The 24,377-nt window shown below is 62.7% G+C and carries 27 protein-coding genes; 6 read left to right on the top strand and 21 right to left on the bottom strand.

Annotation, left to right across the window (positions count from 1 at the left end; all coding sequences use genetic code 11):
* Nucleotides 1-60: 60 nt before the first annotated feature.
* Nucleotides 61-720: a cell division ATP-binding protein FtsE gene (ftsE, locus tag ON753_RS21330; protein ID WP_265965249.1), complete on the bottom strand. Its 660-nt coding sequence runs from the start codon at nt 718-720 to the stop codon at nt 61-63.
* Nucleotides 721-917: 197 nt separating this feature from the next.
* Here ftsE and ON753_RS21325 point away from each other — a divergent pair, with 197 nt between their 5' ends.
* Genes ON753_RS21325 through ON753_RS21315 form a run of 3 tightly spaced genes read left to right on the top strand, consistent with a single transcriptional unit; the run spans nt 918 to nt 2,820 of the window.
* A complete protein-coding gene (locus ON753_RS21325; protein WP_265965248.1) occupies nt 918-1,856 on the top strand; it encodes an MJ0042-type zinc finger domain-containing protein in 939 nt (312 codons plus the stop codon).
* 2 nt (nt 1,857-1,858) lie between these two features.
* On the top strand, nt 1,859-2,422 hold the full coding sequence (hpt, locus tag ON753_RS21320) for a hypoxanthine phosphoribosyltransferase (RefSeq protein ID WP_265965246.1): 564 nt from the start codon (nt 1,859-1,861) through the stop codon (nt 2,420-2,422).
* A gap of 2 nt (nt 2,423-2,424) precedes the next feature.
* Nucleotides 2,425-2,820, top strand: coding sequence for a response regulator (locus tag ON753_RS21315; protein ID WP_265965245.1), 396 nt, complete (start codon nt 2,425-2,427; stop codon nt 2,818-2,820).
* A gap of 283 nt (nt 2,821-3,103) precedes the next feature.
* On the opposite strand, the gene ON753_RS21310 is transcribed toward ON753_RS21315, so the two are convergent.
* The 4 genes from ON753_RS21310 to argH all read right to left on the bottom strand — a co-directional run bounded on the left by ON753_RS21310 (nt 3,104) and on the right by argH (nt 8,846).
* Nucleotides 3,104-5,680 carry a TIGR02302 family protein gene (locus ON753_RS21310; RefSeq protein WP_265965242.1) on the bottom strand — a complete coding sequence of 859 codons (2,577 nt, stop codon included), beginning with the start codon at nt 5,678-5,680 and terminating at the stop codon, nt 3,104-3,106.
* A gap of 139 nt (nt 5,681-5,819) precedes the next feature.
* Nucleotides 5,820-7,091 (bottom strand): diaminopimelate decarboxylase, encoded by a 1,272-nt coding sequence (gene lysA, locus ON753_RS21305; protein WP_265965240.1) that lies wholly within the window; start codon nt 7,089-7,091, stop codon nt 5,820-5,822.
* A gap of 52 nt (nt 7,092-7,143) precedes the next feature.
* On the bottom strand, nt 7,144-7,362 hold the full coding sequence (gene lptM, locus ON753_RS21300; RefSeq protein WP_265965238.1) for an LPS translocon maturation chaperone LptM: 219 nt from the start codon (nt 7,360-7,362) through the stop codon (nt 7,144-7,146).
* Between the two features lie 98 nt (nt 7,363-7,460).
* Nucleotides 7,461-8,846, bottom strand: coding sequence for an argininosuccinate lyase (gene argH, locus ON753_RS21295; RefSeq protein WP_265965235.1), 1,386 nt, complete (start codon nt 8,844-8,846; stop codon nt 7,461-7,463).
* Nucleotides 8,847-8,887: 41 nt separating this feature from the next.
* On the opposite strand from argH, the gene tlpA reads away from it, so the two are divergent.
* Nucleotides 8,888-9,550, top strand: coding sequence for a thiol:disulfide interchange protein TlpA (gene tlpA / locus ON753_RS21290; RefSeq protein WP_265965233.1), 663 nt, complete (start codon nt 8,888-8,890; stop codon nt 9,548-9,550).
* Nucleotides 9,551-9,737: 187 nt separating this feature from the next.
* On the opposite strand, the gene ON753_RS21285 is transcribed toward tlpA, so the two are convergent.
* The 9 genes from ON753_RS21285 to ON753_RS21245 form a co-directional block, all read right to left on the bottom strand.
* Entirely contained in the window at nt 9,738-9,944 is a 207-nt protein-coding gene (locus tag ON753_RS21285; protein WP_265965231.1) for a hypothetical protein, read from the bottom strand.
* 306 nt (nt 9,945-10,250) lie between these two features.
* Nucleotides 10,251-10,454: a hypothetical protein gene (locus tag ON753_RS21280; protein ID WP_265965229.1), complete on the bottom strand. Its 204-nt coding sequence runs from the start codon at nt 10,452-10,454 to the stop codon at nt 10,251-10,253.
* A 141-nt stretch (nt 10,455-10,595) separates the two neighbouring features.
* On the bottom strand, nt 10,596-12,110 hold the full coding sequence (locus ON753_RS21275) for an acyl-CoA synthetase (RefSeq protein WP_265965227.1): 1,515 nt from the start codon (nt 12,108-12,110) through the stop codon (nt 10,596-10,598).
* 5 nt (nt 12,111-12,115) lie between these two features.
* A complete protein-coding gene (locus ON753_RS21270) occupies nt 12,116-12,997 on the bottom strand; it encodes a 3-hydroxybutyryl-CoA dehydrogenase (RefSeq protein ID WP_265965225.1) in 882 nt (293 codons plus the stop codon).
* A gap of 240 nt (nt 12,998-13,237) precedes the next feature.
* A complete protein-coding gene (locus tag ON753_RS21265) occupies nt 13,238-14,170 on the bottom strand; it encodes an electron transfer flavoprotein subunit alpha/FixB family protein (protein WP_265965223.1) in 933 nt (310 codons plus the stop codon).
* A gap of 22 nt (nt 14,171-14,192) precedes the next feature.
* Nucleotides 14,193-14,942, bottom strand: a complete 750-nt coding sequence (locus tag ON753_RS21260; protein WP_265965221.1) for an electron transfer flavoprotein subunit beta/FixA family protein — start codon at nt 14,940-14,942, stop codon at nt 14,193-14,195.
* A 276-nt stretch (nt 14,943-15,218) separates the two neighbouring features.
* Complete coding sequence (locus tag ON753_RS21255) at nt 15,219-15,917, bottom strand: hypothetical protein (protein ID WP_265965219.1); 699 nt, start codon at nt 15,915-15,917, stop codon at nt 15,219-15,221.
* On the bottom strand, nt 15,914-16,456 hold the full coding sequence (locus ON753_RS21250) for an RNA polymerase sigma factor (RefSeq protein WP_265965217.1): 543 nt from the start codon (nt 16,454-16,456) through the stop codon (nt 15,914-15,916). Before ON753_RS21250 ends, ON753_RS21255 begins: the two co-directional genes overlap by 4 nt.
* Nucleotides 16,457-16,821: 365 nt before the next feature.
* Nucleotides 16,822-17,229, bottom strand: coding sequence for a hypothetical protein (locus ON753_RS21245; RefSeq protein WP_265965216.1), 408 nt, complete (start codon nt 17,227-17,229; stop codon nt 16,822-16,824).
* An 88-nt stretch (nt 17,230-17,317) separates the two neighbouring features.
* Between ON753_RS21245 and ON753_RS21240 the strand changes: the two genes are divergently transcribed.
* A complete protein-coding gene (locus tag ON753_RS21240) occupies nt 17,318-17,590 on the top strand; it encodes an RT0821/Lpp0805 family surface protein (RefSeq protein ID WP_265965214.1) in 273 nt (90 codons plus the stop codon).
* Nucleotides 17,591-17,595: 5 nt separating this feature from the next.
* On the opposite strand, the gene ON753_RS21235 is transcribed toward ON753_RS21240, so the two are convergent.
* The 5 genes from ON753_RS21235 to ON753_RS21215 form a co-directional block, all read right to left on the bottom strand.
* Nucleotides 17,596-18,288, bottom strand: a complete 693-nt coding sequence (locus tag ON753_RS21235) for a rhomboid family intramembrane serine protease (protein ID WP_265965212.1) — start codon at nt 18,286-18,288, stop codon at nt 17,596-17,598.
* 44 nt (nt 18,289-18,332) lie between these two features.
* A complete protein-coding gene (locus tag ON753_RS21230) occupies nt 18,333-18,908 on the bottom strand; it encodes a cob(I)yrinic acid a,c-diamide adenosyltransferase (RefSeq protein WP_265965211.1) in 576 nt (191 codons plus the stop codon).
* Between the two features lie 25 nt (nt 18,909-18,933).
* Entirely contained in the window at nt 18,934-19,128 is a 195-nt protein-coding gene (locus ON753_RS21225) for a twin transmembrane helix small protein (RefSeq protein WP_265965208.1), read from the bottom strand.
* Between the two features lie 169 nt (nt 19,129-19,297).
* Entirely contained in the window at nt 19,298-20,170 is an 873-nt protein-coding gene (locus ON753_RS21220; protein WP_265965206.1) for an SDR family NAD(P)-dependent oxidoreductase, read from the bottom strand.
* A 53-nt stretch (nt 20,171-20,223) separates the two neighbouring features.
* Complete coding sequence (locus tag ON753_RS21215) at nt 20,224-21,462, bottom strand: ubiquinone biosynthesis hydroxylase (RefSeq protein WP_265965204.1); 1,239 nt, start codon at nt 21,460-21,462, stop codon at nt 20,224-20,226.
* Between the two features lie 145 nt (nt 21,463-21,607).
* Here ON753_RS21215 and tesB point away from each other — a divergent pair, with 145 nt between their 5' ends.
* On the top strand, nt 21,608-22,474 hold the full coding sequence (gene tesB, locus ON753_RS21210; protein WP_265965203.1) for an acyl-CoA thioesterase II: 867 nt from the start codon (nt 21,608-21,610) through the stop codon (nt 22,472-22,474).
* A 254-nt stretch (nt 22,475-22,728) separates the two neighbouring features.
* On the opposite strand, the gene ON753_RS21205 is transcribed toward tesB, so the two are convergent.
* Nucleotides 22,729-23,925 carry a CobW family GTP-binding protein gene (locus tag ON753_RS21205; RefSeq protein WP_265965200.1) on the bottom strand — a complete coding sequence of 399 codons (1,197 nt, stop codon included), beginning with the start codon at nt 23,923-23,925 and terminating at the stop codon, nt 22,729-22,731.
* Between the two features lie 141 nt (nt 23,926-24,066).
* Nucleotides 24,067-24,375 carry a hypothetical protein gene (locus tag ON753_RS21200; protein ID WP_265965198.1) on the bottom strand — a complete coding sequence of 103 codons (309 nt, stop codon included), beginning with the start codon at nt 24,373-24,375 and terminating at the stop codon, nt 24,067-24,069.
* Between the last annotated feature and the right edge of the window lie 2 nt (nt 24,376-24,377).

Below are 24,377 nucleotides of genomic sequence, written 5' to 3'. Positions count from 1 at the left end.
CTCCCGGACCACTGCATCGCCGCTTTCAGCGCCATTTCAATCACATTCATGCGGTCTGCCCTAATCAAAAATCGAAAGGCGCCCGTCCGCCAGAACCATGCGCCGGGCATCCACCTGTTCCAGGAGCGCGATATCGTGCGTTGCGATGACCACGGATGTGCCGAGTTTGTTCAATTCGATGAAGAGACGCAACAGGCGCCGGGCCAGCGGCGGATCGACGTTGCCGGTCGGCTCATCCGCCAGGAGCATTTCCGGGCGGGTGATGAGGGCACGCGCGATCGCCGCACGCTGCTTTTCACCACCGGACAGAACCGGCGGCAACACGTGCATCCGCTCGCCAAGTCCCACCCACCTGAGCAATTCGATCACGTCGGAGCGGTATTCGGATTCCTCCTTGCCCGCCACGCGCAGCGGCAGGGCGACATTCTCGTAGGTGCTCAAATGGTCCAGAAGGCGGAAGTCCTGAAACACGACGCCGATCTTGCGCCGGAGCCTCGGCAGTTCGTTCTTGGCGATCACGCTCAGGTCGCGGTTGAAGACCTTTATCAATCCACGCGTCGGCTGCAGGGACATGAACAGCAGTCTGATCAGGCTGGTCTTGCCCGCTCCGGAAGGCCCGGTCAGGAACTGAAAGGACTGCGGCTCGATGTGAAAGCTCAGATCCCGCAGGATCTCCGGGCCCATCCCGTATCTCAATCCGACATTTTCGAAGCGGATCACAAGCTTGACTCCTGTTGATGGCGCGAACGCTATAGCCAGGGCGTTAACGGTGCATTAATCATATAAAGGTCCATTAGAAACCTGAAAGCCCGTCATCGGTTTTCCTGGCATTTGTCCAATATTTCATGCCGGATTTCGACCCTGTCGGTTTAGAAAACAGCACCGTTTGAGCATGCCATGGCGAAAGGTCTTCGTGCATGAAGATCAAGTGTCCGGACTGCAGTACGTCCTACGAGATCAAAACTGAAGCGCTCGGCCCGGAAGGGCGCAGCGTCAAATGCGCCAAATGCGGCAGCCGCTGGTTCGTCTCGCCCGAAGACGAGGGCGGCACGCTCGACTTCGCGGCCGTGGAAGGAGATGCGGCCGAAGCCGTTCCGTCAGGCACCGAACCGGACAACGATGAAGCCGAATGGGCGACCGACGCCGTGGTGGACACCGGCGAAATCGAGGATGAACCGGACATCCCGGACGATGAGGACGAACCGGAGGACGCCGCGCCTGCTCCCAAGCGTGCCCGCACCGCCAAGGACGAAGCCAAATTCGCCGCCGACCTGGCTGCGGAGAAAGCGGCCCTGGGAGATCAGAAAGACATCGAGACACTGGCCAAGCGGCCCAAGATCATCGTCAATCCCGACAAGTTCCGCCGCAATCAGATCGGCGCGGTGCTGAACTGGGTGATGAAGCGCAACTTCCGCCGTATCGGCGGCTTTGCCCTGTTCGGTGTCGCCCTGGCCGTTTGTGCGGGCTTCGTCCTGATGCGCGACGATATCGTCAAGCAATCGCCCGACCTCGCCAGCCTCTTTCAGCTGGTCGGGTTTCAAGTTAACTTGCGCGGCTTGGAGTTCCGCAATCTGAGGACCTTTACCGAAGTCGAGGACGGCAAGCGTGTTCTGGTCGTCGAGGGGTCCATCCGAAATCTCCTCGATGAGACGAATGCGGTTCCCGCCGTGCGGCTGGCAATTCGCGGCGCTGATTTGCAAGAAGTTTACGCTTGGACTGTAGAGCCCCGGACAAAGTTGCTGAATGCCCTTGACGAAACCCGGTTCAGAACCATTCTGGCCGACCCGCCGGGGGATGCATCCGACATCCAGGTTCGCTTCGTCGAACGCGGCAAACGCCAGATAGTACTCGAGTGACCATGACTGCAAATATTCACACGCTGTTCGATGAAGATGCCATTGCGATGCGCGTTGCCGCCCTCGCGGAAGAGATTGCCGAAGGCAGGCCCGAGCGCCTGCTCGTCGTCGCTGTTCTGAAGGGCAGCTTCATTTTTGCGGCGGACCTCGTCCGGGCGATGCACCGCGCGGGCCTGGAGCCGGAAATGGAATTCATCCATCTGTCCTCCTACGGCGCCGGGACCGAGGGTTCGGAATCCATCCGCGTTTTGCGCGATGTCGAAAGTGACGTTAACGGCCGGGACATCATTCTGGTGGATGATATCCTGGAATCCGGCCGCACGCTTGCCTTCGCCCGTGAGCGGCTCAAGAGCCGCGGAGCCCGCTCCGTCAGGATCGCCGCCCTGCTCGATAAACCGGAGCGCCGTAAAGCTGCCATATCTGCAGACTATGTCGGGTTTGCCTGTCCTGATAAGTTTGTCGTCGGATATGGTATGGATATGGGCCACGCCTGGAGGCAGCTGCCCTATATTGGCTACGTTGTTGCGCCAGAAGAGGCAGCTGCAGACGACAAGACGGGAGAGTGAGCATGGCTCGCATTCTTCTTACCGAAGACGATGAAGCTGTCCGCAGCTTCGTGAAGCGCGCTCTGGAGCTTGACGGGCATTCCGTTGAGGCTGCGGAGGACGGCGGCGAGGCCGTGGAACTTCTGAGCCGCCAGAAGGGCGGCTACGACCTTCTGCTTTCCGACATCAAGATGCCCGTCATGGACGGAATCGCGCTCGCGCTGCATACGGCGCGCGACTACCCGCGGATGCCTATCCTGCTGATGACCGGCTTTGCCGACCAGCGGGAGCGCGCAAACGGACTGGAATCGCTGGTGCATGACGTCGTCACCAAGCCGTTCTCCCTTGCCGATATCCGCAAGGCCGTGCGCAACGCCATTTCCGGCGACGCGGCTCCGGAGACCCGCCGCTACGCCTGAGGCGTTCCAGGACATGTAGCCGGCCGCCTCTATGCGGCATCGACGCAGCTCGCCATTTTGGCGGGTTCTGTGTGTCAGGAAAGCACATTCCCCATCGTCATCCCGGCTCGCGCTGCGCTTGGCCGGGATGACGATCCGAAAGTTTGTCATCAGCCTGAACCCGCCGTTTGGCCGTTTTTTGTGTTACGAACGCGGGAATAATCACCGAGGCCGCAGCACCAACCGCGACTGAGCCGGCCCCCCGGCCATGCTCGGGCGCGGCCGGCAGGGCTGATTCGCTATCTCAATACCGCTTCAGCAGGCGCTCCAGATAGTCCAGTTCCAGTTTCGGACGGGACGGGTCGGAGAAGCGGCGGCGGAGTTCTTCCAGGATGCGCCTTGCCCGCTGGACGTCGATTTCATCGGGGATGCGCACACGGTTGTTGAAATCCGGGCCTTCGGTGCGCCGCGGGCGCCCGAGCGGGTCCTCGTCCATGGGCGCGCGGCCGCTTGGCGATCCCGGACCTTCCCCTTGTCCCATCATCTGCTCGGTGAGGCCCTGCGCACCGCGTCGCAAGGCGTCCAGCGCATTGCCCTGCTGGCCAAGGGCCTGTTCGCCCTGGCCCTCGCCGAGGGACTCTTGCGCCTGACCCATGGATTCGCCGGCTTCGCCCAGCGAATCGTTCTGCCCCATGCCGTTCTGGCCGAGCTGCTCCATCAGTTGCTGCAGCTGTTGCGCAAGGTCGCCCTGGCCCTGCTGGAGCTGCTTGAGCATCTGCTCAAGCTGTTCCTGGGTCATCTGCTGGCCCTGGCCTTGCTGCCCCTGTTGCTGCTGGTCGCCGCGCTGTTGCTGCTGCTGGTCCTGGTTGAACCGGTGGGTGTCGTCCATGAGCTGCTGTTGCCGCTGGATCATTTCGCCGAGCTTGTTGAGCATCTCCATCATTTCGCTGGACATGCCGTTCGGCGCCATTTGCGGGCGGCCGGCCTGGAGATTTTCCAGCATCTGCTGCATTTGCGCCAGCAACTCGCGGGCCGCATCGCGAGATCCGGTGCGCGCCAGTTCCTCGATCCGGTCCAGCATTTCGCTCAGATCCTGCTGGCTGAGCGTCTGCTGGTTGTTGTCGAAAGGCTGCATCGCCTGCGGATTCTGCCGCATCTGCTCGGCCAGCGCCTGCATATATTCATTGAGGGCTTCACGCAGCTGCTGCGTCAGCTTCTGGATCTCTTCGTCGCTGGCACCATCCTCCAGAGCCTTGCGCAGGGCCTCCTGGGCGTCACGAAGCTTGCGCTCGGCCGCGGAAAGGTCGCCGTCCTCGATCGACAGGGCAAGATCCCAAAGCAGCGGCAGAAGTTCCTTCAGCTCGTCGTCCGAGCGGGCATTGACCAGCTCGCCATAGGCGAAGCGCATGCCGAGATAGTCGCGCGCCTTGAAGTCGAACATTTCCGGCGCCAGCATCAGCGCATCGAATGCGATGATCACCTCCGCATGATTTTGCGCGTCCAGCGCCAGGTTGCGGCGCTGCTCGACAACGGCGCGCGCCAGCGGCTTGCTGAACCGGCGCTGGGGAAGCGTGATCCGGTAGTCGGGCGACAGCCCTTCCTGGCCCGCCTGGTCCCGTGCCAGAAGCATCAGGTTGACTTCTGACCCCGCCCATGGGTGCGAGGTCAGGTCGCGGATCGTTTCCGCCGTCTTGGCGGTTCCGGCACGCGGCGGCAGGGACAGGGGGAACTGCGGTGCCTCGACCAGCGGCCGTGGAGTGCGGTCCTTGTCGTCCGGATCGGGCAGGGGCCTGATGCGGGCTTCCGCGCCCACAACGCCATAGTCGTCGTTCACCAGGTAGGAAAATTTCAGCGCTCCGCTGAGCTGCGCCTCGGGATCATCCGTCAGCCGGATTTCCGGTGCGTTGTCCGGACGCACCGCAAAGGTGTAGCTCATCAGCGCTTCATCGCCGTTCCGCAATTCGACGATGCCGGTGTTTTCAAGCTCGAGGCGGCGTTCGACCGGCAGCAGCTTTTTCAGATCGGCGTCCGCCGTTTCCTCTTTTTCCTGCGGCTCGATCACCAGCGGTTCCGCGTCCTCGGCCCGGGCGAACGTCATGACCAGTTCGCTGGCGCCCTGTGTCCTGACGACGAGCACCGAGCCTTCCGGCACGGAGACCGGGGCTCCGGCGGCCCGGAGCTGGGCGCTCTCGCCGGTCAGATAGATCGGCGGCTCGTCCGTATAGACCGGAGGTGTTACCCAGGCGTCGAGCCGGGTGGGAGCTTCGACGCTCGAGAATGGATTCTGAAAGGCGGAGACCAGCCGGCCGCCATAGTCGCCGGTTGCGGTCGCAAAGCCGATCACCAGCAGGCAGGCGGCCAGGACACGCAGCGCCCAGGGGTCCCGGCGATAGGCCTGCGGGTCCGGCGCCTTGGACCTGATCGCGGCCAGCGCTTCGGCCGTGCGGCGCAGATGCAGAGCCCAGATGGCCCGGCTTTCCGCGTTTCCGGCTCCGACCGAAATCTCATCTTCCAGTGCGGTCAGCGGCCGGTGTGCATAGCCCGACGATTTCTCCACCCGGGCAAGCGCGTCTTCCCGGCTCGGCCACCTGACCTTGACGAGATCCTTGGCCGCCCAGACGGCCGCGGCCGCAAACAGGAGCGCGCCGATCGGCCCGGCCCAGACCGGCAGCATCAGCCACAGGCCCAGCCAGGACACGCCCACGAACAGTCCGATGACGACGAGAACAGGCAGAAGGGCCCGCCACAGACGCTCCACGAAGAGGGCCAGACGGCTGTGCCGGACAAGCCGCTCCAAACGCATCCTGATGAACGTTCCAAGCCCCGGCGACTCGGGGGTCACCGGCCGGTCGAGATCCTGGTCGCTGTCATTTGGGCTCACGAGCACCTCCGGTCCATATGCCGCGGACGCCTCTTCATAGGAAAAACGCAGCCGCAGAACCCCGCCCATATTGCATAAAGGTGAGGCAAAGGAGGCGATCCGGCAACCTGTCGGAACAACTAATTATCGGGCAGGCCGGTCACGAACCCTTGAGCCAGTCCGGAATCCTGTCGAGGCCGAGCAGATCGTCAAAAGTCGGCCTGGGCCGGACGACTGCGAATTGATCAGCATTTACGAGGACTTCCGGCACGAGCAGGCGGGAATTGTAGGTGCCGGACTGAACCGCCCCATAAGCGCCGGCCGAAAATACCGCCAACATATCCCCAGCATTCACCCTGGCCATGTCGCGGTTCTGGGCCAGAAAGTCGCCGGTTTCGCAGACCGGACCGACGATATCGGCCTTGATCTGCTCCTGCTGGCCGCTTTCCGTGACCGGGCGCACCTCGTGATAGGCCTCATAGAGGGTCGGCCGGATGAGATCGTTCATGGCCCCGTCCACGATCACGAAGGTCTTGACGCCACCCTCTTTGACGTAAATGACGCTGGTGACCAGAATACCGGCATTGCCCGCGATCATCCGTCCCGGCTCGAACATGACGGTGCAGCCGAGCTCGCGCACGTGTTTCTTCACCACTTCGGCATAGGCATCCGGGTGCGGAGGCGGATTGTTGTCGGTGACATAGGGAATGCCGAGGCCGCCGCCCAGGTCCACATGGTCGATGCTGTGGCCTTCGGCCCGCAGCGACGAAATCAGCTCGCCCAGGCGGGCAAACGCATTGTCGAACGGCTCCAGTTCGGTGATCTGGGAGCCGATATGCATGTCGATGCCCGTGACCCTGATACCGGGCAGCCCGGCGGCTTCCGCATAGACGTCCCGCGCGCGCTGCCAGGGAATGCCGAACTTGTTTTCCGCCTTGCCGGTGGCGATCTTCGCATGGGTTTTCGCATCGACATCCGGATTGATGCGCATCGACACCCGCGCGGTCCGGCCCATTTCGCCGGCGACCCGCGAGAGCTGCCGCAACTCCGGCTCGGATTCGACGTTGAAGCAGAGGATGTCCTCCTGCAACGCGTAGGCCTGTTCGGCTTCCGTCTTGCCGACGCCGGAGAAGACGATCTTGCTGGCAGGCACGCCCGCGGCACGGGCCCGGCGCAGTTCGCCTTCGGAGACGACGTCCATGCCGGCGCCGAGCCCGGCCAGCGTCTTCAGCACCGCCTGGTTCGAATTCGCCTTCATGGCATAGCAGACCAGCGACGGGATATCGCTGAAGGCCGAGGCAAACACCTGGTAGTGCCGCGTCAGGGTTGCCGTCGAATAGCAGTAGAAAGGCGTCCCGACCGCCCGGGCGATCTCTTTGATCGCCACGTCCTCGGCATGGAGCTCACCGTTTTTGTAGTCGAAATGGTGCAAGGGACGTCCTCGTGCGGCAACCTGTGTGAAATCCGGCGCCAGGCCGGGAATGCTATCGGATCAGGAAGTCCAGAAAGAACTCGCTGTCGCTTTCCGGTTCATCCGTCAGGATCGACTCGACCGGGACCGCTGCCCGTTCCTCTTCCGCGCTTTCCGGGGTCGCCGGTGCCCGCGGAGCATCCAGAGAGCCTTTGCGGCCACACCCGGCCAATGTCAAGCCCAGGCAAAGGCTGAGCACTGCCAGAGTTTTGAACCGGGTTGTCATTGCCATTGCCGCCCTTCTCGAAAGTCTTCACCGGCCCTTCTCCTCGCATGACAGACCGAATTCGGCAAGCGCAGTCGGCCCGTCACGCGAAGATTCGGCATCCCTCAGCGCTTTGCCAGCTCCTTCAGCCAGCGCCGCGCCTGTTTGCGCACGTTGACCGGGGAGGTTCCGCCATAGCTGGTCCGGCTGCGCACGGATTTGTCGACGGAAAGGACCGAGAAGATCTCCTCGGTGATCCTCGGTTCCACGCCCTGCATCTCTTCCAGGTAAACCTTGTGCAGCTCGATGTTCCTTTCGACGGCGATGCCGACGATCCGGCCGGTGACGTGGTGGGCGTCGCGGAAGGGCAGGCCGAGGACCCGCACCAGCCAATCGGCGAGATCGGTCGCCGTGGAATAGCCGGACCCGGCCGCCTTTTTCAGGGACTTGGTCACCGGTTCCAGATCCCGGACCATGCCGGTCATGGCCGCAAGCGCCAGGGAGGCGCTGGCAAGGCCGTCAAAGGCCTGTTCCTTGTCTTCCTGCATGTCCTTGGAATAGGCGAGCGGCAGGCCCTTCATCATCACCAGCAGCGCCTGGAGCGACCCGTAGATGCGTCCGGTCTTGGCGCGCACCAGTTCGGCCGCGTCCGGGTTCTTCTTCTGCGGCATGATCGACGAGCCGGTGGAGAATTTGTCGGACAGTTTCACGAAGCCGAACTGCGCCGAGCACCAGATCACGATCTCCTCCGCCAGGCGGGAAAGATGCATGGCGGCGAGAGACGCGGCGGCAAGCGCCTCGATGACGAAATCCCGGTCGGAGACCGCATCGAGGGAATTGGCGGCCGGCCGGTCGAAACCCAACGCCTCGGCAGTCATCTTCCGGTCGATCGGGAAGGACGTGCCGGCAAGGGCCGCCGCCCCGAGCGGGCATTCGTTCATGCGCTTGCGCGCGTCGCGCACGCGGCCCCGGTCGCGGGCGAACATCTCGACATAGGCCAGCATGTGATGCCCGAAGGTGACGGGCTGCGCGGACTGCAGATGTGTAAAGCCCGGCATGACGTCGCCGGCATGCGTCTCGGCCTTTTCCGCCAGGGCCTGCATGAGCTCGCTCAACTGCTCGTCCAGCGTATCGAGCGTATCGCGCACCCAGAGGCGGAAATCGGTGGCGACCTGGTCGTTTCTGGAGCGCGCGGTGTGCAGGCGCCCTGCGGCCGGGCCGATCAGTTCGGCCAGCCGGGCTTCCACATTCATGTGGATGTCTTCCAGGGCGCGGGAGAACGTGAACTTTCCGCTTTCGATCTCTGACAGGATTGTGTCTAGACCTTGAACGATCTTGTCTGCATCGTCCGCAGTCACGATCTCCCTTGAAGCGAGCATGCGCACATGGGCTTTCGAGCCGTCGATGTCTTGCTTATATAGCTTCCGGTCGTAGTCGATGGAGGCGTTGATCTCCTCCATGATGGCGTCCGGTCCTTCGGCGAACCGGCCTCCCCACATGCGATTGCTCATGTCCTGTCCCTTAAGAGGCGCCTCTTGCGAGGTGTGAACGAATGACGAAGCCAACTGAACCCGCCCGCAGCTCCAGGCGCGGCTTTTACGCCGCCGGGCTCGCAGGCGCAGCGGCCGCTGTAGCGGCTCTATACGTGATCGCCGGTCCCAATGGCAATATTGCCGGTGCCGAAAGCTGTTCGGGTGCCCTTGAAGCAGCTGCGGCCGCAAAGCCTTTGGCAGCCGGCGAGGTTGCCGCCTTTCTTCCCGCAAGCCAACCGCTGGACTTGAAGAACCTCACCTTCAAGGGACCGGACGATCAGCCCGTCACCATGGCGGATTTCAAGGACAAGACGGTTCTCCTCAACCTCTGGGCGACCTGGTGCGCGCCCTGCCGCAAGGAAATGCCGGCCCTCGACCAGCTTCAGGCGGATATGGGCGATGATGATTTTCAGGTGGTGGCCGTCAGCCTGGATCGCGGCGGACCGGAAAAGCCGAAAGCCTTTCTGCAGGAAATCGGCGTCAGTCATCTGACCTATTATCAGGACAGCACGAACGGTCTCTTGCAGGACTTGCGCAAGGTTGCCCGTGCCACGGGCCTGCCGACGACGATCCTGGTCAGCCCGGAAGGCTGCGAGATCGGCACCATGTACGGCCCCGCCGAATGGGCATCCGACGACGCCAAGGCGCTCATTCGCAGCGCAATGGTCAAGCCCGACGCCTAGCTCCGGCGGGACTCCGGCCCGGAACGTCGACCGGAGTTTTTCATGAAAGGGGCGTGGGCGCTGACATCACACGGAGCGGCCCCAGGCGAGCCGGGGCTCATTCGTATCCGGAAGATAGGAATTGGTGCTCGCCAGCGTGCCGATCGGTGGCCGATCCGCCCGCGGCGACGGCCATTTCATCTGTAGGCTAAACCGTGATGTCGACGGCTTCTCCAAGCCCGGGCATCTTGCGGGACTCGCGGCGCGCTTCCTCGGTCGTCTCCTGGGCCTTTTGAAGGCGTTCGGCGACCTGGCGTTCCTGGTCGTTCTGATCACGGACGGCATTGGCCGCAAGTTCGTTACGGACGCTGGCTGCACTATAGGCAGCCGAAGTGCTGTCGGACACACTCGTCATTATCGGTTCTCCTTCGGCGCGGTGCGCAGGCACCTGATTGCGCCATCCTGCCCCAAATGTCTGGATACAAAGGTAAATTCGGGGCGGAGATTCGGATAATGCTTGCCTGGATCCTTAGGAACTCCAGTGGATTTGCCTAAAATCGGAAACACCGTGCGGCAAGTGCATGATTTTGCTGCCCATGCAATTGCGCCGTCCTTTCGCGCTGCTTCACGGGGCTGCGAGCCAAACGGGCGTTGAGGGCGGGAAATACGTCCCCGGCAGACGGGAAAGCCGGCCGGGCTGTTAACAAACGGGGCTGGAAGGTCAGGCAGTCAGGTCGATCTGGGTGCCGAGGCCGGGGGCCGGCGCGCCTTGCACGGACTGAAGATTTTCAGCCCCTTCCTGAAGAAGGGCGACGAGGCCGGCATCTTGCTGGGCGACCATTTTCATCATCTTGGCCTGAAGCGCCTGGCCCGTCTGGGCCTGGGTCATCGCAACATATGCGCCCGCAATTCCAACGCTGTCCATCTCATGCTCCCGGATCAACCTGCGGTCAGGCTGATCGCTTTCGAAAGTGTCCGAGCATCTTATCCGCGTTCATCTGAACGCAGGATGCTCCAGGTTGCACTCACCCTATCCCCCTGCCCTTAAACAAGGGTTAACGCAAGATTACCCTGGCGCGAGAAATCCGTCGGGTTCCGCCTGCGTCAGCGCCTTCCGGCGAACCTTTCCGGACGGGGTGCGGGGGAGCTGGTCGACCACCTGATAGGCCTTCGGGCGCTTGTATTCGGCCAATTGGCCGGCTGCATGGGCGGCAAGACGGTCCACGTCAAATCCGTCCGGATCACGGGGCACCACGAAGGCGGTGATCAGGCTGATGCCGTTTGGCGCCGGAACGGCCGTCACGGCAACCTCGAGCACCTGGCGGTCGGCCGCCAGCACCCGCTCCACCTCCTCCGGCGCGACCCGGTAGCCGAAAGCGTTCATGAGATCGTCGGCCCGGCCTTCATACCAGTAATAGCCATCCTCATCCTGCCGGGCCCGGTCGCCCGTCAGAAACCAGTCGCCGCGAAACGCGGCTTCCGTCTCTTGCGGCCGGTTCCAGTAGCCGAGCATCAGCCCCGGTTCATCCCGATGGATGGCCAGAAGGCCCGGTTCGCCCGGCGCCGCGAAATCCTGCCCATCCGAGCGCTCGCGCAGGATCGCGGCCTTGCGCCCCGCCTGCGGCTTGCCGGGCGATCCCGGCTTAACCGCAACGAGCGGCCCGCTCGACAGATAGGTCGATATCTCGCTCATGCCGAGCGCTTCATAGAGCTCCCGGCCGGTCCGGGTCTTCCAGTCATGATAGAGGTTGGCCGCCAGCGCTTCGCCGGCCGTCAGGCCGTGCCGCAGCGCCGGAAACGAGGCGGGCGAGACCTCGCCGTATTTCAGGATGCGGCGGTAAAGGCTCGGCACGGCGGCAAACAGCGTTGCCCCGGTCGCGGTAATGATCCGCGGCCAGACATCCGGATCGCGCGGCCCGTCATAGACGATGCTGGTGGCGCCGTTGGCCCATGGGTCCATCAGCCCGGCGCCGAGCGTATAGGTCCAGTTGAACGCTCCGGCATGCAGCAGCCGGTCGGCGGCCGATATGCCGTACCAGCCCTGATACATGGGCGCCCGCGCAGCAGCGGCCCTGTGCGCATGAAGGACGCCCTTCGGCGTCCCGCTCGTTCCGGACGTGTAGATCAGAAAGGCCGGATCGTCCCGGCCGGTTTCGGCAAAGGCTCCCGGCACGGACCGCTTCAGCTCGGCGATGGCACCGGGTCCCAGGAACGGGACAACGGACGTCTCCGGCAGCGGCGTCTGGCCGTCATGGACGATCGCGCTTGCGCCGCTGTCGCTCAGGATAGCGGCGGTTTCCAGCGGCGTGAGCAGGGCGGATGTCGGCACGGGAACGAACCCGCCTGCAATCGCACCAAAGAACAGCAGTGGAAAATCGCTGGAATGCCCGATCCTCAGCAGAACCCGGTCGCCGGGCCGAAGACCCGCTGCCCCGAGCCCGGCCGCGACCGACAGAACCGATCGGACCAGATCGCCGAACGTCCAGACCTCAAGGATTTCTCCGCCGGCCCCCACCACTTCCAGCGCCGTCTTGCCCGGATCGGGATCGGCATTGGTGAGGCAGTAGCGGGCAAGATTCATTTTGCTCAGCGCGTCGGGACCGGATGCTCGCCCCGATAGTCATAGAAGCCGCGATGCGTCTTGCGGCCGAGCCAGCCGGCTTCGACATATTTCACGAGCAGCGGGCACGGCCGGTACTTGCTGTCCGCCAGGCCTTCGTAGAGCACCTGCATGATCGACAGGCAGGTGTCCAGGCCGATGAAATCCGCCAGCTGCAGCGGGCCCATCGGATGGTTGGCCCCGAGGCGCATGGCCTTGTCGATGGATTCGACGGATCCGACGCCTTCGTAAAGCGTGTAGATCGCCTCGTTGATCATCGGCAGCAGGATGCGGTTGACCATGAAGGCCGGAAAGTCCTCGGCAACGGCGATCTGTTTGCCCAGTCTGTCGCAGAAGCCCTTCGACGCCTCGAAGGTCTCGTCTTCGGTGGCAATGCCGCGCACCAGCTCGACAAGCTCCATCACCGGAACCGGGTTCATGAAGTGGATGCCGATGAACCGCTCGGGACGATCGGTGGAGGCGGCGAGACGGGTGATGGAGATCGACGAGGTATTCGTGGCCAGGATGGCTTCCGGCTTCAGGATCGGGCAGAGCTGCGAAAAGATCTTGCGCTTCACCTGTTCGTTTTCGACAGCCGATTCGATCACCAGATCCGCATCGCTGAGCATGTCGAGATCCTCTGCCGGCTTGATCCGGTCCAGCGCGGCGGTCCTGACTTCCTCGGTGATCACGGATTTTGAAACCTGGCGCGCCATGTATCCGTTGATCGAAGCGAGTCCCGACTCGATCCGCTCCATGGAAATGTCGCTGATTGCCACGTCAAAGCCGGCGACTGCGCACACATGCGCAATGCCGCTGCCCATCTGACCCGCACCGATTACGCCGACTTTCTTAATCTCGACAGCCATCCTGAATATCCGATCTCTAGAGCATCCTGCGTTCGGAAGAACGCAGACAAGATGCTCTAACACTTTAACATCGATCAGCTTTTGGAGGTTCAACCGCTTCCGGTTGACCGCCCGCCGCTCTGGTACGCGCCCCGATTGAAGGGCTTGCGGCTATTTTTGGCAAGTCTTGCGCCGAACAGCAAGGACCCCGGAGCGAATTCTGTCATTCGCCCCGGGGTCCGTGATCAATTTGCCGCAGATTTATTCGACCGCGGCCTTCAATTCCGGCAGCACATCGAAGAGATCGGCGACGAGACCGTAATCCGCCACCTGGAAGATCGGGGCTTCCTCGTCCTTGTTGATCGCCACGATCACCTTGGAATCCTTCATGCCGGCCAGATGCTGGATCGCGCCGGAAATGCCGCAGGCAATGTAGAGATCCGGGGCGACGACCTTGCCGGTCTGACCCACCTGCCAGTCGTTCGGCGCATAACCGGCATCGACCGCGGCGCGCGAGGCCCCGACGGCTGCGCCGAGCGCGTCGGCGACCGGAATGATGACTTCCCTGAATTTTTCATCCGAGCCGAGCGCACGACCGCCCGAAATGATGATCTTCGCGGAGGTCAACTCCGGACGGTCCGACTTGGAAAGTTCCTCGCCGACGAATTCCGACAGGCCGGGGCCGTCGGTGCCCGCAACGGTTTCGACCGGGGCCGAACCGCCCGCTTCCGCCGCGGCGAAGGTGGAGGTCCGCACGGTGATGACTTTCTTCGGATCGCCCGACTTCACGGTCTGGAGGGCGTTGCCCGCATAGATCGGACGCTCGAAGGTTTCCGCATCGACGACCGCGGTAATGTCGGAAATCTGCATGACGTCGAGCAGGGCGGCCACGCGCGGCAGCGTGTTCTTGCCGTTGGTGGTCGCCGGGGCGACGATCGCGTCGTAACGATCGGCCATGCCGACGATCAGGGCCGCCATCGGCTCGGCCAGATGATGCTCCAGCGCATCGCTCTCGGCAACCAGCACCTTGGCGACGCCGGACAGCTTCGCGGCAGCGTCCGCGGCACCCTGGACGCCCTTGCCGGCCACCAGAACGTGAACGTCGGAGCCGAGCGCGACGGCTGCCGTCAGCGCCTTGGCCGTTGCGTCGTTGAGCGTGCCGCCGGCATGTTCGGCCACAAGAAGTGTTGTCATTGTTTTTCCTCCTGCGACGCCCTTAAAGGACACCGGCCTCGTTCTTGAGTTTGTCAACCAGTTCGCTGACGGAACCAACCTTGATGCCGGCCTTGCGGGTCGCGGGTTCGCTGGTGGATACCACCGTCAGGCGCGGCGAAACGTCGACGCCGAAATCGGCCGGCGTCTTCTCGTCGATCGGCTTCTTCTTCGCCTTCATGATGTTCGGCAGGGACGCGTAGCGCGGCTCGTTCAGGCGCAGGTCCGTCGTCACGATGGCCGGAAGCTTCAGCTTCACGGTCTGCAGGCCGCCATCGACTTCGCGGGTGACGTTCACGGTCTCGTCGCCGAGATCGACCTTGGAGGCAAACGTACCCTGGCTCCAGCCGAGCAGGGCTGCCAGCATCTGTCCGGTCTGGTTGCAGTCGTCGTCGATCGCCTGCTTGCCGAGGATCACCAGGCCAGGCTGCTCTTCTTCAACGATGGCCTTCAGGATCTTGGCGACGGCCAGCGGTTCTGTCGTCTCGTCCGTCTTGACCAGGATGCCCCGGTCGGCGCCCATGGCAAGGCCGGTCCGAAGGGTTTCGCTGGCCTGCTGCGGGCCGACGGAGACCACAACCACTTCCGTGGCCTTGCCGGCTTCCTTCAGCCGCAAGGCCTCTTCGACGGAGATTTCGTCAAACGGGTTCATCGACATCTTGACATTGGCAAGATCGACACCCGAGCCATCCGCCTTCACGCGGACCTTCACGTTGTAGTCAATGACCCGTTTCACGGGCACAAGGATTTTCATTTGGTCTCAACCTCTTGCTGGGCCGGCTTTTTGCCGCACCGCATTATCAGGCCTTTCCGCCACAATTACGCGACGTCACAAATGGCGGAAATGAGCCAACCGTGGCGCATGGCGGGGGACGGTACTGACCTGCACGGCAGCTGTCAATTGCAGTAAAAGGTCTAATTGCCCAATTTGCCGGGCTTGGGAAAAGGCGCGTCGCAATGGTGACAGTTCGGCCCTGCAGCAAACAGGGAAACCCGGCTTGCCGCGGCAAATAAATTGCCTTTCAAGAGGTCAGGTCTTCGGCCTGTGAGCAAGAATCCTGTCGGCGACCGGCTCCGCGGACACCGTTGTCCAGGTACCGTTCTGGGCCCGGCAGGCCGTTCCGCGCACGGACATGTCCATACCGTCGAAGGACGTTTCCCTGAGATATTCGCGGCACCAGTGTCCGCTCTTGCTCCGGTAGGTCTTGATCGGCGTCAGAACCTCGGACCAATCGCCGTTCTGGCCGATCTGGACCGGCTCGCCACTGACTTTCGTCTCAAGCGCTTCCTGCACAGTCTGGGCGAGCAGCATCCGCTCGGCCTCCATATGCGCCGCCAGAGAGGCAACGGCGTTGTCCATGCGGGACTGCATGATGACGCTCGTGAGCATGACAGTGCCGGCGATCAGGACGAGGGCGGCCGCCAACTGAAGCATGGTGCGCGTCCAGGAGCGTTGCGGCTGCCGGATCGTCGGCGCCTGCCGCGTTGCGAATTCCCGGTCGATGACGGCCAGAAACCGGTCCATGCTGTGTTGGGGCACCTCCGCGGGGACGGCTTTCTGCAGCAGTGCATTGTCACGCGGCATCTTGCGCAGAAGCTGCTCGCCCGTGGCCGTTTGCGTGATCTGTGCGCGCAGCGCGGTTCTCTCCAGCGCGGTCGCTTCCCCGTCCAGTATCCTGCCGATCTTCTCGGCAAGCACGACCTGCTCGCGCTTTTCGTCAAAAGTCATGACACACCTCCTGAAAGGTTGCGCAATTTGACCTCCGGTGCAGTGTCCGTTGTCTCCAGCCATTCCCGCAGCTTCAGCCGAGCGCGGGCCAGCCGGCTTGTAACCGTGCCGATGGGAACGTCGAGTTCCTCGGCAACTTCCTTGTAACTGCGGCCTTCCACGGCGATCTTGAGAAGGACTTCGCGGTTGTCCTCATCAAGGTGCTCGATAAAGGCCTGTACCTTCTGCAGCTCCAAACTGTTGGCGACTGCCTTGTCTCCGTCGAAGCTTTCCTCGAAATCCAGCATGGCGACGTCGAACAGCCTTGCCCGGTTCGCGGCATCGCGCTGGGAATTCAGGTAAAAGTTCTGCAATATCCGGAACATCCAGCTGTCGAGCCGGGTCGACGGGTCAAACTGGTCGAGCGAGCGGATAGCGCGCTCGCACGTCGTCTGCACCAGATCGTCTGCCTGTTCCGGGTTGCGGCACAGCCGCAATGCGAAACTTCTGAGCTTCGGGAGCAGACGGATCATCTCCGCTTTCAGGTTCTCGTCCGGCAAAGAGCTCTCCGCACACTGCTCTCACGTGAAACAACACTTCATCAGAGCTTTTGATCCCGCCCTTTTTTGGTTAAGATCGGGAATAAGATAGAACGTTCATGTGTTGTGCTCGCATACAATCGCGAGTCGTACTGTCGTAGCGATGATACAGCAAATCCTTACGGAAACCGAAATCTTAAATGAAACGCACCCGCCAGAACACATTGCAGGCCAGACCGCGCGCGATGATCTCGCGCACTGCCAGGTGCTGCGGCCGCGGTGCTGGCATTCTCGCTTGTCTTCTTCAGCCCCTTGCTCGACATGAAGGATACCATTGCCGCGGACGCGCAAGGCAATGGCAATAACGGCAATAACGGCAACGGAAATCAGGGCGGCGGCGGCGGAAACCAAGGCGGTGGCAATTCAGGCGGCGGCAATTCAGGTGGCGGCGGCAATTCAGGTGGCGGCGGCAATTCAGGCGGCGGCGGCAATTCAGGCGGCGGCGGCAATTCTTCCGGGAACAGTTCTTCCAACGGCAATTCCGGCAACGCGTCGAATAACGGTTCATCGCAAGGTCGCGGCAATGCCGCTTCGTCCGCCGGCGGCCCCGCCTCGCAAACGCCGGCCTCCGCGAACTTCCTGAAGCGGATATTCGGTGGATCGCCCTTCATCGGTGACAGCGAACCTTCCGGAAATCCCTTGACACAGCGCGAAGAACGGGAGGCAATAAGAAGCGGCTGGAAATAAATCCGGGAGGCGGGACCGGCATTGACTTCTTTTGACAGCGGGACCATCGGGCGGGTCTCATTTTTTTTGATTTTTGCGATCGCGCTATCTGCCTGCTCGGCGAACCAGACTCACAACAGCCCGGAATCGAATGCCGTGGCAAGCGATGTGACGTTGCGGTTTTCGGACGAAACCCTCGTTGAGAACAAGATCCAGGCCGCCCTTGAAACCCTGGTTTCAGGCAGGACAGCCCACTGGCAGAATCCGGAAAGCGGTGCCAGCGGATCGGTTACACCTCTGAAAACCTGGAAAACCGACGACGGCGTCTATTGCCGCTCTTACCGGACGCGCATCAGGCTGGCATCCGGCCGGTCCATGGACGAGGAGAGCGTTGCCTGCCGGTCGGAGGCCGTCTGGAAGCAGGCGTGATTCGGTCAGGCCAGTTTCCTGTCGAACAGCGGAACACCCCGCCGGCGCAAGAAAACGACCAGGACGGCACCGGCCACCAGGCCGCCGACATGGGCGATGAAAGCCACCTGGCTGTCCGCCGACACGACCGCGCTGACGAATTGATAAACGACCCAGGTCCCCAGCAGCCAGAACGCCGACAGCCTTAGCGGCAGGCGCCCAAGCGCCAGGACCCAGATCTTGACGCGCGGATGCAGCATCAGATAGGCCGCGACCACGCCGGAGACGGCCCCAGAAGCGCCGATCAGCGGCACTTCGGAATTCACGTCCAGGAACGCATAGGCATAGCCCCCGGCGGCCGCGCAGAGCAGGTAGAAGACCAGGTAGCGGACATGCCCCATGGCATCTTCGACATTGTCGCCGAACACCCACAGGAACAGCATGTTGCCCAGGAGGTGCATGAAGTTGCCGTGAAAGAAGGCGTAGGTGATGAGGGACATCCACTCGGGCAGCACCTGGAGCTGCGGCGCAAGATCGCGGATGTCGAAGAAGACCACCGGGATCAGCCCGTACGAATAGGAGGATGCGCCGACCGCCCGCTCGTCTCCCGCTCCCTGCAAAAGCAGGTAAACCAGGATATTTGCAGCAATAATCGTCAGGTTCACGTACGGACGAGGCACATGAAGCCGTCGATTGTGATCATACAGCGGAATGAACATCCGGCCCCCAGCCTTCAGCAATCAAACAGGATCGCCATTATGACCTAGCGGTTCTGCCCGGGCACCCACAAAACGTCCTGTTCGCCCTTTTCGTTCAGGAAACGTGATGCGACGAAGAAATAGTCGGAAAGCCGGTTGATGTAACGCACCGCGGCCGGATTGATCTTTTCCCTGGCGGCGAGCTCGACAATCAGACGTTCCGCGCGCCGCGACACCGTGCGTGCGAGATGAAGATAGGCCGATGCCGCACTGCCGCCCGGCAGCACGAAGGACCGCAGTGTCGACAGATCGGCATTGAGCCTGTCGATCTCGTTTTCGATGGCCGTCACCTGGGCGTCCGTGACGCGAAGCGGCTCGTAGCCGAGATCCTGATCCGTCTCCGGCGTTGCCAGATCCGCGCCGAGATCGAACAGATCGTTCTGGATGCGGCTCAGCACCTTGTCGATGTCCGGCGCGTCCTTGCCGGTATGAAGCCGGATCAGGCCGACCACCGCATTGGTCTCGTCCACCGTGCCATAGGCCTCGACGCGGACATCGCTTTTCAGGCGGCGCTCGCCCGATCCGAGCGCTGTCGTGCCGTCGTCACCCGTCTTCGTGTAGATTTTGTTCAGGATTACCATTGCGCACCGTCCTCATGGTTTGTCGTCACCGCGTTCCGAAGAAGTAGAGACTGCCCATCACCAGGATGATGACCAGAAACTGCAGGCCCACGCGCCAGCGCATCAGCAACTGCGAGCGGTTGCCCGGCCCGTTGCGGAACATGTTCAGGATCCCGAGCAGGAGCACAAGCGCCACGGCGGCAAGGCCGATCGGAATGAGAATATTGACGAATTCACCCATGTCTTGTCCTTCTCAGGGGGTTGCTGCCAGCATTTTCGGTTAATTCCGTATCACGACCGGGCGCGTTCCGCGTGGGACTTCAACCCCGGCAGGATGCGCTGCCACCCCTTGTCCGATCAACCTGTCCGTTGCCGGGCGGGTTGCACCGGGTGCGGCATCGCCTTCGGGTCTATTCCTCATTATCGGCGGCCCAGATGCAGAACCGGTCCAGCAGGCCGGTCGGCAAGATCCGTTTTGCCACGGCCATGACCCTGGTCGGAACCGTGACATGATAGCGCGCCCTGGGGCGTTTGGCCTCGACCGCATGGATGAGGCGCTTGACCACGGCATCGGGCAACAGCTTGAACGGTCCCGGCTCGCCTGCCTCCATGCGCAGCCGGCGCTTCTTGTAGACGTCGCGGTAAACCGAGGCTTCGAGCCCGTCCTCGCCGATCCACCGGTCGAAATTGGCCAGCGCATTCTCGGTGAACCTTGTCGCGATGGGACCGGGTTCGATGAGTGAAACATGCACCCCGGTCCCCTTCAGTTCCTGCCGGAGCGTATCGGAATAAGCCTCCAGGGCGAATTTCGATGCGGTATAGGCTCCCCGGTACTTCAATGCGACGAAGCCGAGAACGGAGGAACATTGCACGATCCGGCCGGACCCGTTGGCCCGCATGGCCGGGATCAGCTGCCGGGTCAGATCGTGCCAGCCGATGAAATTAGCCTCGAACAGGGCCCGCATGGCCCGGGTCGGGATATCCTCCAGGGCCCCGGGAATCGCATAGGCGCCATTGTTGAAGACCGCATCGAGCCTGCCGTCCGTCAGCTCCAGCACCGCATCGGCGGTCGCCTTGATGCTGTCGGCATCCTCGTAGTCCAGACGGAAAGCCTCAAAGCCCTGGTCGAGAAGCCGGTCGACATCTCCCTGGGCCCTGGCGGCGGAAAACACGCGCCAGTTCCGGCCGCGCAGCATATGGGCGGCGGCGGCGCCGATTCCGGAAGAACAGCCCGTTATCAGAATGGATCTTGGTGCGGGAAAACTCTCGGGATAATCGCTCATTCAAACGGAATCCGGCGTCGAGGGAGGCAGGGATGAACGGTTACCGTCGGCTTTCAGATCGGTTCCCCCGATAGCAGTTTCGGCACGGGCCCAGCAAAGCCGGCCGCTTCCTTGATGAAACGGCTCTTCAGGCCAGGCATCCTGTCCACCAGGCCAAGACCGAAATCCCGGACGGCACGCAGGACATCGCTGTCGTTCGAAAACAGCCGGTTGAGCACGTCGGTCACCACGCCCATCTGGAACGTGTCGAACCGGCGCCAGCGCTGATAGCGTTCCAGAACGTCGAAACTGCCGATGTCCTGCCCGAGACGGCGCGCATCGATCAGCACCTCCGCAAGCGCGGCGACATCCTTGAAACCCAGATTGAGGCCCTGTCCGGCAATCGGATGGATGCCGTGGGCGGCATCGCCGATCAGCGCGAAACGCGGCTTTACGAAGTCCCGGGCAAGCTTCAACCCGAGGGGATAGGCCCGGCGCGGCCCGTCCAGTTCCAGCGCGCCCAGGTGATGGCCGAACCGGCGCTCCAGTTCCAGCTCGAAGGTGAACTCGTCGGCGCGCACCAGCCGCTCGGCGTCACTGGTCTTTTCGGTCCAGACCAGCGAGGAACGGTTGCCGGGCAGTGGCAGGATCGCGAAAGGTCCGGCGGGCAGGAAATGCTCCTCCGCCCGGCCGTTATGCGGGCGCTCATGCTTGACCGTCGCGACGATGCCCGACTGCCCGTAATCCCAGTTCACGGTGCGGATTCCGGCAAGATCCCGCAGCCTGGAACGCACCCCGTCGGCGGCCACCAGCAGCCTCGCCTTGAGAACCGGACCGCCGTCGAGCGACAGTTCGACGTGATCGGCATGGGTGCGGAAGGTTTCGGCGATTCCCGGCGCGAAGAAGGACACGCCCAGCTTTTTTGCCGCCTTGTAAAGCGCAGGCATCATCACGCCGTTGGGCATCATGTGAGCGAACGGCTCGCCCTCGGTCGTCTCGCCGCCAAAGGTCAGGAAGACAGGGCGCACGGCGTCGCGCAGCTTGCTGTCGGTGACGATCATTTCGTTGATCGGCTGGGCCTCGCCGGCGATCTGCTGCCAGATGCCGAGTTGCGTCAGCATCCTGGACGCTGCCGCAGCGATGGCCGAGGCCCGCGGGTCCTTGTAGAGCTGATCCATAGGCTTGGGGTCGACAACGGCGCATCTGAGGCCTTTATCGCCCTGTTTGAGCGCAACGGCCAGCGAAAGCCCCACGTAACCGCCGCCGGCAATCACGACGTCGAACATTTCAGCGGAGCCGTCTTTCTTTGCCATTGTCTCTTTCTCCCAGCCTTTGGTTTCCCTTAAGGCATCTTGACTTTAACGTCAGCTGCCGTCCAAGAGTGCAGGAAAGCGCCGAACCATTCGGTCAGACTATCCGTTTATGTGTCTACCCGTCTATCTAGCAGGGATCGCGCCGATGAACACGGCCATTGATAATCTTCTTGAAATTCTCGACCTGGAGCCGCTGGAACGCAATCTGTTCCGTGGCCGCAGCCCGCAGGTCGGCTGGCAGAGGGTGTTCGGCGGCCAGGTGATCGGCCAGGCGCTGGTCGCCGCCTCGCGCACCGTGGTCGAGGACCGGCATGTCCACTCGCTCCACGGCTATTTCCTGCGGCCCGGTGACCCGGCCGTGCCGATCATCTATGAGGTCGACCGGATCCGGGACGGCGGCAGCTTCACCACGCGGCGCGTCGTCGCAATCCAGCACGGCGAAGCCATATTCTCCATGGCCGCCTCTTTCCAGATCCGCGAGGAGGGGCTGGAGCACCAGTGCGAGATGCCGGACGTGCCGGCCGCCGACGACCTGCCGAGCGAACAGGAGCTGAAGGAAAGGTTCCTGTCCGTGGCGCCGGAAAACGTCCGCCGCTACTGGGAGCGGGAACGGCCGATCGAGATGCGCCCGGTCGACATGACCCATTATTTCAGCAGCAAGCCCCTGCCGCCGCAGCAATATGTCTGGGTGCGCGCGACGGGGCCGCTGCCGGAGGATGAGCGCATGCACCAGTGCGTTCTGGCCTATGCCTCCGACATGACCCTGCTGGACACGTCGCTGTTTCCCCACGGCACCTCGGTGTTCAGCCCGAAGATCCAGGCCGCCAGCCTCGACCACGCCATGTGGTTCCACCGCCCGTTCCGCGCGGATGAGTGGCTGCTCTACGCAACCGACAGCACCTCATCCTCCGGCGCGCGCGGCATGAACCGGGGATCGCTGTTCACGAAGGACGGCCGGCTGATCGCCTCCACCGCGCAGGAAGGCCTGATCCGGGTGCGCAACAAGGATTGAATTTCCTGCAGGTTGTCGTTGGATCGCCGAACGACTTCGCAAAACCTCATCCTGAAGACGTATTTGCGGACAGGCTGCGAGAAGTCGGAACGCGCTCGTTCACGGACTGCGGCCCGCTTTCCACACGCCCTCATGCTGAGGAGAGCCGACGGCTCGTCTCGAAGCATGGGCGGCATATTGCGAGTGCGCCGCCCATCCTGCGAGACAGCGCTGCGCGCTTCCTCAGGATGGGGATTTTAAGCAGCGGACCGGCATCAGCGGACCGGGCCGGTGAAGCCGGAGATCGCCAGCGGATTGTCCGTCATGGCCTTGTGATCCGGCGTGTCGGGCAAAAGCGCGCCTGAAAAGGCCTCGAACATCTTGCGCACGAACCCTTCCGGCAGATCCTTGGTGATGAACACCATGCGCGTGCGCCGGTCGTCGTCCGGCCAGGCTTCCAGGGTGGCCGGCGGATGGAACACGTGCTGTACGCCATGGATGACCACCGGGCGGTCGGGATCCTCGGCCAGCTGCACGATCCCCTTGACCCTGAGCAGCTTCGGCCCGTGGGCCGACCGCAGCAGGTCCAGGAACATTTCCAGCGCGGAGGCCGGCACCGGCCGATCCGTCGACAGGGTGAAGGCCCTGATCGACTCGCTGTGCCTATTCACATCGTGCCCATGCTCGTGGCCGTGCGTATGCGCTTCGCCGTGGTGATGGTGACCATGGTCGTGCCCGGCTCCCTCATAGGCTTCCGCATTCAGCCACGCCGCCACGTCCGGGATCTTGGTGTCGGGATTATAGAGGCCGGCATTGAAGAGCCTCTCCGCAACCGCCTCTCCCGCCTGAACGTCCAGCCGCCTGGCGGCCGGGTTCAGCGCATCCAGCTTCTGTTTCAGTTGCTCGAAGGCTGACCGGTCGGCTTCCGTGGTCAGAAGATCGGTCTTGGTGAAGACCAGCCGGTCCGCAACAGCGGACTGCTTGCGCGCTTCTTCGTGCTCTTCCAGTGTCGAGAGACCGTTCACCGCATCGACGAGAGTGATGACGCTTTCCAGCCGGTAGCGCATGACCAGATAGGGATGCAGCATCACCGTGTGCAGGATGGGTGCGGGATCCGCAAGACCGGTCGTCTCGATCACCACCCGGTCCAGCCGCTCCATGCGGCCATTGTCCAGGCGGCGCAACAGGTTTTCCAGCGTCGTGACCAGGTCGCCCCGGATGGTGCAGCACAGGCAGCCGGACGACAGCTCGACGATACCGTCGCCGGCCTGTTCCACGAACAGGTGATCCAGCCCGATCTCGCCGAATTCGTTGATGATGACGGCGGTGTTCGCCATGGCCGGATCCTTCAAGAGCCGGTTGAGCAGCGTCGTTTTTCCCGATCCGAGAAATCCGGTCAGGACAGACAGGGGAATAGGGGGTTTGGGTCCCTTCCGGCGGCCCGTTGCAGGTGCCGGTGTTTCGGATGCCATGACGCTTGTCTCCAGCTGGTGCCGCGGCCGCACGGCGGAACACTTCCGTAAAGACAGATAGGCAGCGCGGCACGGCGGTGCAATCGGAGGGCACCGCTAGCATTGTTTTCAAGGTCCGGTCAAAAGGATTGTGGGAACGCTCTATCCCGCGTTCAGCACCGTAATTTCTGCGGCGGCCTTTTCGTCCTCGGCACCGGATGCCTCGCCGTCGCTATCCTCGGCGGAGAGCACCATCGGGATCAGATCCTGCGCGATTTCGGCGTCTTCGAGGTCCGGATCGCTATCCAGGTCGTCGTTATCCGCCTCGACGACGGTTCGCACCGCTTCCGCCGCCTTTCGCAGCATGGCGATGACGTCGTCCACCGAAGCTCCGTCTTCCAGCTGATTGGCGGAAAGCTCCGCAAGGCTGGCAAGAGCCCGGATGGTGGCGGTTGATCTCGGTTCCATCATGA

The organism is Roseibium salinum (genome assembly GCF_026240905.1).
Classification (GTDB): Bacteria; Pseudomonadota; Alphaproteobacteria; order Rhizobiales; family Stappiaceae; genus Roseibium; species Roseibium salinum.
The sequence above is the reverse complement of the archived record's forward strand: the minus strand, read 5'-3'. Positions and strand labels throughout refer to the sequence as shown.

Bases quoted from the DNA above. Each gene is read 5' to 3' on its own strand.
- ON753_RS21325 (WP_265965248.1), top strand. From the start codon at position 918: ATGAAGATCAAGTGTCCGGACTGCAGTACGTCCTACGAGATCAAAACT.
- hpt (WP_265965246.1), top strand. From the start codon at position 1,859: ATGACTGCAAATATTCACACGCTGTTCGATGAAGATGCCATTGCGATG.
- ON753_RS21315 (WP_265965245.1), top strand. From the start codon at position 2,425: ATGGCTCGCATTCTTCTTACCGAAGACGATGAAGCTGTCCGCAGCTTC.
- lptM (WP_265965238.1), bottom strand. From the start codon at position 7,362: ATGGCAATGACAACCCGGTTCAAAACTCTGGCAGTGCTCAGCCTTTGC.
- argH (WP_265965235.1), bottom strand. From the start codon at position 8,846: ATGAGCAATCGCATGTGGGGAGGCCGGTTCGCCGAAGGACCGGACGCC.
- tlpA (WP_265965233.1), top strand. From the start codon at position 8,888: ATGACGAAGCCAACTGAACCCGCCCGCAGCTCCAGGCGCGGCTTTTAC.
- ON753_RS21285 (WP_265965231.1), bottom strand. From the start codon at position 9,944: ATGACGAGTGTGTCCGACAGCACTTCGGCTGCCTATAGTGCAGCCAGC.
- ON753_RS21280 (WP_265965229.1), bottom strand. From the start codon at position 10,454: ATGGACAGCGTTGGAATTGCGGGCGCATATGTTGCGATGACCCAGGCC.
- ON753_RS21275 (WP_265965227.1), bottom strand. From the start codon at position 12,110: ATGAATCTTGCCCGCTACTGCCTCACCAATGCCGATCCCGATCCGGGC.
- ON753_RS21270 (WP_265965225.1), bottom strand. From the start codon at position 12,997: ATGGCTGTCGAGATTAAGAAAGTCGGCGTAATCGGTGCGGGTCAGATG.
- ON753_RS21265 (WP_265965223.1), bottom strand. From the start codon at position 14,170: ATGACAACACTTCTTGTGGCCGAACATGCCGGCGGCACGCTCAACGAC.
- ON753_RS21260 (WP_265965221.1), bottom strand. From the start codon at position 14,942: ATGAAAATCCTTGTGCCCGTGAAACGGGTCATTGACTACAACGTGAAG.
- ON753_RS21255 (WP_265965219.1), bottom strand. From the start codon at position 15,917: ATGACTTTTGACGAAAAGCGCGAGCAGGTCGTGCTTGCCGAGAAGATC.
- ON753_RS21245 (WP_265965216.1), bottom strand. From the start codon at position 17,229: ATGGTCCCGCTGTCAAAAGAAGTCAATGCCGGTCCCGCCTCCCGGATT.
- ON753_RS21235 (WP_265965212.1), bottom strand. From the start codon at position 18,288: ATGTTCATTCCGCTGTATGATCACAATCGACGGCTTCATGTGCCTCGT.
- ON753_RS21230 (WP_265965211.1), bottom strand. From the start codon at position 18,908: ATGGTAATCCTGAACAAAATCTACACGAAGACGGGTGACGACGGCACG.
- ON753_RS21225 (WP_265965208.1), bottom strand. From the start codon at position 19,128: ATGGGTGAATTCGTCAATATTCTCATTCCGATCGGCCTTGCCGCCGTG.
- ON753_RS21220 (WP_265965206.1), bottom strand. From the start codon at position 20,170: ATGAGCGATTATCCCGAGAGTTTTCCCGCACCAAGATCCATTCTGATA.
- ON753_RS21215 (WP_265965204.1), bottom strand. From the start codon at position 21,462: ATGGCAAAGAAAGACGGCTCCGCTGAAATGTTCGACGTCGTGATTGCC.
- tesB (WP_265965203.1), top strand. From the start codon at position 21,608: ATGAACACGGCCATTGATAATCTTCTTGAAATTCTCGACCTGGAGCCG.
- ON753_RS21205 (WP_265965200.1), bottom strand. From the start codon at position 23,925: ATGGCATCCGAAACACCGGCACCTGCAACGGGCCGCCGGAAGGGACCC.
- ON753_RS21200 (WP_265965198.1), bottom strand. From the start codon at position 24,375: ATGATGGAACCGAGATCAACCGCCACCATCCGGGCTCTTGCCAGCCTT.